Raw genomic sequence first — 7,586 nt, forward strand, 5'->3', positions numbered from 1 at the left:
GGGCGGGTGGGGTGGCCGATGTTGGTCCGTGTACCGGTGACGACATAGCCCTTCACGCCGCCCGCGAGGGCGTTGCGCACGGCGCCGATGTCGTCGGCGGCCGACAGGGCCAGACCGTTGGGCCAGCCCGCGGCGCGGGTCTCGGACAGCAGGGTGAGCCCGGAACCGTCGGGCAGATGGACGTCGGCAACGCAGATGTCGCGCGGGTTGCCGACGCGGGGACGTGCCTCCGCGATGGACGACGCCTCGATGACGTCCCGTACTCCGAGAGCCCACAGATGGCGCGTGACCGTGGAGCGGACTCGGGGGTCGGCGACGACGACCATGGCCGTCGGCTTGTTCGGGCGGTAGGCGACCAGGCTTGCGGGCTGCTCAAGGAGAACGGACACCAGGCCTCCTGGGGGGAAGGGTGCGGGACGGAGCCGGCTCGGGGATGAAGCCGGGGCGAACCGTGCAGATAGGGTCACTGACCTCTTCGGCAGTCAGCCCGTCCGCCTTTAGGGAATGATCACGATTTGGTGAGAAACATTTAGGGCAATTAGGACAGGCGATCGATGGGGGAGTGGCAGGACGAGCCTTGTGGGACTCACCGGGCGGCTTTCCGGGGCGCGGACCCCTGACACCGGCGGCGCGAGGGCGCCCCTCGGGGCGCGGGGCCTTGACACCTGGCGGCGCCAGAGCGCCGCTCGGGGGGCGCGGATCCCTGATACCCGCGGCGCGAGGCGCCTCTTGGGGGCGCGGACCCTTGACAGCCGGCGGCGCGAGAGCGTCCCTCGGGGGCGCGGGGCCGTGACCGGCGTCGGCGCGACGGGCCCCGACGGACACCGGCGCGCCCGACAACCCGGTGCGGCCCGCGCGCGGACGCGAGAAGCCCCCGCGGCCCGCATGCCGAAGACCGCCCGGCGCGGCGAAAGCGGAGCGCCTAGCGGGGGTCCCGCCGCTGCGGCAGCGTGACGACACCCGCGTCCCCCGACGCGGAAGGCACCGGCGGCAGCCCGGCCACCTGGCACAGCAGGTCGCACCAGGCCGCGAGATGCGCCGCGGAGTCCGGCACCCCGCCATGCCCCTCACGCGGGGTCCACGACGCCCGGATCTCGATCTGTGTCGCCGGCAGCCGCTGGGCGAGCCCGCCGAAGTAGTACGAGCCGGCCCGCGTCACGGTCCCGCTCGCCTCCCCGTACGACAGCCCCCGCGCCTCCAGCGCGCCCGTCAGCCACGACCAGCAGACCTCCGGCAGCAGCGGGTCCGCCGCCATCTCCGGCTCCAGCTCCGCCCGTACCAGCGTGACCAGCCGGAACGTGCCCTGCCAGGCGTCGTGCCCGGCCGGGTCGTGCAGCAGCACCAGCCGGCCGTCCGCGAGGTCCTGGTCGTTGTCGACGACCGCGGCCTCCAGCGCGTACGCGTGCGGCGCCAGACGCTGCGGTGGCCGGGTCGGGTCGACCTCGATCTCGGGACGCAGCCGTGCGCCCCGCAGCCCGTCGACCGCCTGGCGGAAGACGAGCGGAACGGTCCTGCCGTCCGCGCTGTCCGTGCCGCCGGCGCCATCCGAAGTTCGTCCCTGAGCGGCAGCCATGCGGGGAAGACTAGGCGGAACGGCCGCCCGGCGCCGGTAGGGACACCCGGGCCCGGCGGACGGCTTGTCGCCACGTGCGAAGATTCTGGGCGTGAACGCCAACGCACGCCCCTGGGGCCCGCCGACACAGACGTACGACTCCGCCTTCCTCAAGGCGTGCCGCCGGGAGCCGGTTCCGCACACGCCGGTCTGGTTCATGCGGCAGGCGGGGCGCTCGCTGCCCGAGTACCTGAAGGTGCGCGAGGGCATCCCGATGCTGGAGTCGTGCATGCGGCCCGAGCTGGTCACGGAGATCACGCTCCAGCCGGTACGCCGCCACAAGGTGGACGCGGCCATCTACTTCAGCGACATCGTGGTGCCGCTCAAGGCCATCGGCGTCGACCTCGACATCAAGCCGGGCGTCGGCCCGGTCGTCGCGCAGCCGATCCGTACGCGCGCGGACCTCGACCGGCTGCGCGACCTCACCCCCGAGGACGTGCACTACGTGACCGAGGCGATCGGCATGCTGACCGCCGAGCTCGGCGAGACGCCGCTGATCGGCTTCGCGGGCGCGCCCTTCACCCTGGCGAGCTACCTCGTGGAGGGCGGCCCGTCCCGCAACCACGAGCACACCAAGGCGCTCATGTACGGCGACCCGCAGCTGTGGGCCGACCTGCTCGACCGCCTCGCCGACATCACCGGCGCCTTCCTGAAGGTCCAGATCGAGGCGGGCGCCTCCGCCGTCCAGCTCTTCGACTCCTGGGTGGGCGCGCTGGCCCCCGCCGACTACCGCCGCTCGGTGATGCCGGCCTCCGCGAAGGTGTTCCGCGAGGTCGAGAAGTACGGCGTGCCGCGCATCCACTTCGGCGTCGGCACCGGCGAGCTCCTCGGCCTGATGGGCGAGGCCGGCGCGGACGTCGTCGGCGTCGACTGGCGTGTCCCGCTCGACGAGGCCGCCCGCCGCGTCGGCCCCGGCAAGGCGCTCCAGGGCAACCTGGACCCCGCGGTCCTCTTCTCGACGCCCGAGGCGGTCGAGGAGAAGACCCGCGACATCCTGGACGCGGCGGCGGGCCTGGAGGGCCACGTCTTCAACCTGGGCCACGGCGTCCTGCCGACGACCGACCCGGACGCGCTGACCCGCCTGGTGGACCACGTCCACACCCGCACCGCGCGCTGAGCTAGTTCCCCGCCGCCCGCACCGCCGAGACGGCCTTGCGGGCGGCGACCAGGACCGGGTCCCAGACCGGTGAGAACGGCGGGGCGTAGCCGAGGTCCAGGGTCACCACCTGTTCCACGGTCATCCCCGCCGTCAGCGCGACGGCCGCGATGTCGACGCGTTTGGCGGCGCCCTCGCGCCCGACGATCTGCACGCCGAGGAGGCGTCCCGTACGCCGCTCGGCGAGCATCTTCACCGTCATCAGGGCGGCGCCCGGGTAGTACCCCGCGCTGTTGGTGGACTCGATGGTCGCGGTCACGAACTGAAGGCCCGCCTCGCGCGCCTCGCGCTCGCGCAGCCCCGTACGGGCGATCTCCAGGTCGCAGACCTTGCTCACCGCCGTACCGACGACGCCCGGGAACGTGGCATAGCCGCCGCCCACGCCCGAGCCGATGATCTGGCCGTGCTTGTTGGCGTGCGTGCCCAGCGCGATGTGCCGCTCGCGGCCCGAGACCAGGTCCAGAACCTCCACACAGTCGCCGCCCGCCCAGATGTCGTCGTGGCCGCGCACCCGCATCGCCAGGTCCGTGAGCAGTCCGCCGTGCTCGCCGAGCGGCAGCCCGGCCTTCCGGGCGAGCTCGGTGCGCGGCTCGACGCCGATGCCGAGCACCACGACGTCCGCCGGGTACTCGGCGTCCTGCGTCGCCACCCCCCGGACCCTGCCGTCCTCATCCGTCAGGATCTCGGTGACCTCGGCGCCGGTGACCGTGGTGATGCCCATCGCGTCCATCGCCTCGTGGACCAGCCGGCCCATGTCCGGGTCGAGGGTGGCCATCGGCTCCTCGCCCCTGGTCACCACCGTGACCTCGTACGCGCGGCGCAGCAGCGCCTCGGCCATCTCCACGCCGATGTAGCCCGCGCCCACGATCACCGCCCGGCGCCCGCGCGTCGCGGCCAGGGTGTCCAGGAGCGCCTGTCCGTCGTCGAGGGTCTGCACCCCGTGGACGCCCGGCGCGTCGATGCCCGGCAGGTCGGGCCGGACCGGGCGGGCGCCGGTGGCCAGGACGAGCTTGTCGTACACCGTCCAGGACTCCTCGCCCGACTCCAGATCGCGGGCGCGCACCCGCTTCCCGGCCGTGTCGATCTCCACGGCCTCGGTGCGCGTGCGCAGATCGATGCCGCGCCGGCGGTGCTCCTCGGGCGTCCGCGCGACGAGATCGTCCCGCTCCGTCACCTCGCCGCCCACCCAGTAGGGGATGCCGCACGCGGAGTACGAGGTGAAGTGGCCGCGCTCGAACACCACGATCTCCAGGTCGTCCGGCCCCCTGAGCCTGCGGGCCTGTGACGCGGCGGACATCCCCGCCGCGTCACCACCGATGACCACCAGTCGCTCCGCCGCCATTGCGCACCCTCTCGTCCGGTCCTTGCGCACCTGCTCTCCTGGGGAAGATACGTACGGGAGCGCCCCGGAATTCCCCGGCGCGGCACTCGGCGCGGGGCTGTCGGCGCCGTCTGAGAGAGTGGTCGCATGGACAACTCCGCCGTCAGCGCACCGCACATCGTCGTCGTCGGAGGCGGCATCTCCGGACTCGCCGCCGCGCACCGCCTGCTGGAGTCCGGCGCGCGCGTGACCGTCCTGGAGGCCGCCGGCCGTCTCGGCGGCAAGCTGCTCGCGGGCGAGATCGCGGGCGCGCGGGTGGACCTCGGCGCCGAGTCGATGCTGGCGCGCCGCCCCGAGGGCGTCGCCCTCGCGCGCGAGGTGGGCCTCGGGGACCGGCTGACGCCGCCCGCGGCGACGGCGGCGATCTGGACGCGCGGGGTGCTGCGGCCGATGCCCAGGAACCATCTGATGGGCGTCCCGGCCGACCCCGCCTCGCTCACCGGGATCGTCTCCGCCGAGGGCCTGGCGCGTATCGCCCAGGACCACGAACTGCCCTCCACCGAGGTCGGCGAGGACATCGGCGTCGGGGAGTTCGTGGCGCGCCGCGTCGGCCGCGAGGTCGTCGACCGCCTGGTGGAACCGCTCCTGGGCGGGGTGTACGCGGGCGACGCCTACCGGCTCTCGATGCGCGCGGCCGTGCCCCAGCTCTACGCCCTCGCGCGCGAGAACGGCTCGCTGCTCGACGGCGTCGCCCGCGTCCAGGCGAAGGCCGCCGCCGGGCCGCGCGACGGCAGCCCGGTCTTCATGGGCCTCGACGGCGGCATGGGCACCCTGCCGCTCGCGGTCGCCGACGCGGTCCGCGCCGGGGGAGGCCTCATCCGCACCGGGACCCCGGTGCGCGCCCTGACCCGCACGGCCGCCGGCTGGCTGGTGCGGACGGACTCGCCCGAGGCGCCCGCGATCGAGGCGGACGGCGTGGTCCTCGCGTCCCCCGCCGGCCCGGCGTCCGCGCTGCTCGCCGCCGAGTCCCCGTCCGCAGCCGCCGAGTTGGCGACCGTGGAGTACGCCTCGATGGCCCTGGTCACCATGGCGTTCCGGCGCGCGGACCTGGAGCACCTGCAGCGCCGCTCCGGCTTCCTGGTCCCGTCCGTCGACGGCCGCACGATCAAGGCGTCCACCTTCTCCTCGTACAAGTGGCAGTGGGTCACCGACCGGGCCCCCGACCTCTTCGTGCTCCGTACCTCGATCGGGCGGTACGGCGAGGAGGAGCACCTGGAGCGCGACGACGCCGACCTGGTGGCCATGTCGCTCGGCGACCTCGGGGAGGCGGTCGGTCTCGCCGCCAAACCGGTCGCCAGCGAGGTGACGCGCTGGACCGGGGGCCTGCCGCAGTATCCGGTGGGCCACCTCGCGCGCGTGGCCCGCGTCCGCGACGCCGTGGCGAAACTGCCCGGCCTGCGGATCTGCGGAGCCGCGTACGACGGGGTCGGCATCCCCGCGTGCGTCGCCGGCGCCCGGCGCGCCGCCGACGAGATCATCGCCACGTCGACCCTGGCGCAGAACACTCAGCGTGACGCGGGACAATAGCCTCATGAGTGCACCGGAAAAGATCCCGAACGCAGGGAAGAAGGCGAAGGACCTCAACGAGGTCATCCGCTACACGCTGTGGTCCGTCTTCAAGCTGCGCGACGTGCTGCCCGAGGACCGCGCCGGGTTCGCCGACGAGGTCCAGGAGCTGTTCGACCAGCTCGCCGCCAAGGACATCACCGTCCGCGGCACCTACGACCTGTCCGGGCTGCGGGCCGACGCCGACCTCATGATCTGGTGGCACGCGGAGACCGCCGACGAGCTCCAGAGCGCGTACAACCTCTTCCGCCGCACCAAGCTGGGCCGCGCCCTGGAGCCGGTCTGGTCGAACATGGCGCTGCACCGCCCCGCCGAGTTCAACAAGGCGCACATCCCGGCCTTCCTCGCCGACGAGAACCCGCGCGACTACGTGTCGGTGTACCCCTTCGTGCGCAGCTACGACTGGTACCTGCTGCCCGACGAGGACCGCCGCCGGATGCTCGCCGACCACGGCAAGATGGCCCGCGGCTACCCGGACGTGCGCGCCAACACGGTCGCCTCGTTCTCGCTCGGCGACTACGAGTGGCTGCTCGCCTTCGAGGCCGACGAGCTGCACCGCATCGTCGACCTCATGCGTCATCTGCGCGCCTCCGAGGCCCGGATGCACGTCCGCGAGGAGGTCCCGTTCTACACGGGCCGCCGCAAGTCGGTCGCGGACCTGGTGGCGGGCCTGGCCTGACGGCCGTCCCCACCCCGTATGCCCGGTGACCGGGCCCGCCGAGACGGGCCCGGACCCACCCCTGACCCGGAAGATCAGAGAGCGGACGGCCGCAGCCCGGACCTGGGCGCCGACCGCTCGTCCAGCGACACCGGGTTCGGCTCCGGGTGCGGCGCGCACGACGCGCGCCGCACCGGCGTCCGTCCGCTCAGCAGGTAGTCCATCAGATAGCCGTTGACACAGGCGTTGGGCCCGCCGCCGATGCCGTGCGTACCGGCGTCCTTCTCGGTCACCAGCACCGACCCGGGCAGTCTGCGCTGGAGCTCCAGCGCCCCCTGGTACGGCGTCGCCGCGTCCCGTTCGGCCGCCAGGATCAGCGTCGGCGGCAGCTTCCCGCGGCGCACCCCCACGTTCACCGGCCGCTGCCGGGGCGCCGGCCAGTAGGCGCACGGCAGGTTCATCCAGGCGTTGTCCCACGTCTCGAACGGCGCGATCTCCGCGAGCGCGCTGTTGTCGCGGTCCCACACCGACCACTCCGTCGGCCAGGGCGCGTCGTTGCACTCGACCGCCGTGTACACCGCGTTCCCGTTCTCGTCGTCCCAGGCCGCCTGCGGATGCGGCGAGGCCTGCGCGATCAGCGGCTTGGGGTCGCCCTTGAGGTACGCCGAGAGCGCGGTCGCCCGCAGCGCCCAGTAGTCGTCGTAGTACCCGGCCTTCAGGAAGGCCGACTGGAGCTGGCCGGGGCCGACCTTGCCGCCCGCCGGCTCCTCGGCGAGCCGGGCGCGCACCTTCTCGAAGTTCTCCAGGACCTGCTCGGCCGTGGTGCCCAGGTGGTACACGCCGTCGTGCCGGGCGACCCAGGCACGGAAGTCCTCCCAGCGGCTCTCGAACGCCAGTGACTGGTCGAGGTTGTTGCGGTACCAGATCTGCCTGGGGTCGGGGTTGACCGCCGAGTCGAAGACCATCCGGCGCACATGGGAGGGGAAGAGCGTGGCGTACACGGCGCCGAAGTACGTGCCGTAGGACGCGCCCACGAACGTCAGCTTCCGCTGTCCGAGCGCGGCCCGCAGCACATCGAGGTCGCGCGCGTTGTTGAGGCTGGTGTAGTGCCGCAGCGCCGCGCCCGCGTTGCGCGCGCAGCCCCGCGCGTACGCCCTGGCCTGCGCGATCCGCTCCAGCTTGTACGAGGGCGAGGGGTCGGTCGGGGCGGGGG

6 protein-coding genes and 1 pseudogene are annotated in these 7,586 nt (G+C 73.5%); 3 read left to right on the top strand and 4 right to left on the bottom strand.

Going from position 1 to position 7,586, the window contains the following annotated elements; all coding sequences use genetic code 11:
- A pseudogene (locus ACJA3G_RS24845) lies at positions 1-389 on the bottom strand (response regulator); the annotation flags it as partial.
- A gap of 533 nt (positions 390-922) precedes the next feature.
- Complete coding sequence (locus ACJA3G_RS24850; protein WP_406555264.1) at positions 923-1,573, bottom strand: DUF3000 domain-containing protein; 651 nt, start codon at positions 1,571-1,573, stop codon at positions 923-925.
- Positions 1,574-1,664: 91 nt separating this feature from the next.
- Here ACJA3G_RS24850 and hemE point away from each other — a divergent pair, with 91 nt between their 5' ends.
- Complete coding sequence (gene hemE / locus ACJA3G_RS24855) at positions 1,665-2,729, top strand: uroporphyrinogen decarboxylase (RefSeq protein ID WP_406555265.1); 1,065 nt, start codon at positions 1,665-1,667, stop codon at positions 2,727-2,729.
- A 1-nt stretch (position 2,730) separates the two neighbouring features.
- Here hemE and ACJA3G_RS24860 read toward each other — a convergent pair whose 3' ends face one another.
- Positions 2,731-4,110, bottom strand: coding sequence for an FAD-dependent oxidoreductase (locus ACJA3G_RS24860; RefSeq protein ID WP_406555266.1), 1,380 nt, complete (start codon positions 4,108-4,110; stop codon positions 2,731-2,733).
- A 126-nt stretch (positions 4,111-4,236) separates the two neighbouring features.
- On the opposite strand from ACJA3G_RS24860, the gene hemG reads away from it, so the two are divergent.
- Together hemG and hemQ are read left to right on the top strand one after the other, a co-directional pair.
- Complete coding sequence (gene hemG / locus ACJA3G_RS24865) at positions 4,237-5,676, top strand: protoporphyrinogen oxidase (protein ID WP_406555267.1); 1,440 nt, start codon at positions 4,237-4,239, stop codon at positions 5,674-5,676.
- A gap of 4 nt (positions 5,677-5,680) precedes the next feature.
- Complete coding sequence (gene hemQ / locus ACJA3G_RS24870; RefSeq protein ID WP_406555268.1) at positions 5,681-6,394, top strand: hydrogen peroxide-dependent heme synthase; 714 nt, start codon at positions 5,681-5,683, stop codon at positions 6,392-6,394.
- A gap of 74 nt (positions 6,395-6,468) precedes the next feature.
- On the opposite strand, the gene ACJA3G_RS24875 is transcribed toward hemQ, so the two are convergent.
- Positions 6,469-7,586 (bottom strand): alpha/beta hydrolase (locus ACJA3G_RS24875; protein WP_406555269.1); only part of this gene is annotated, 1,118 nt, incomplete at its 5' end.

The sequence above is a fragment of the Streptomyces sp. YS-3 genome (genome assembly GCF_045257485.1).
Lineage (GTDB): Bacteria > Actinomycetota > Actinomycetes > Streptomycetales > Streptomycetaceae > Streptomyces.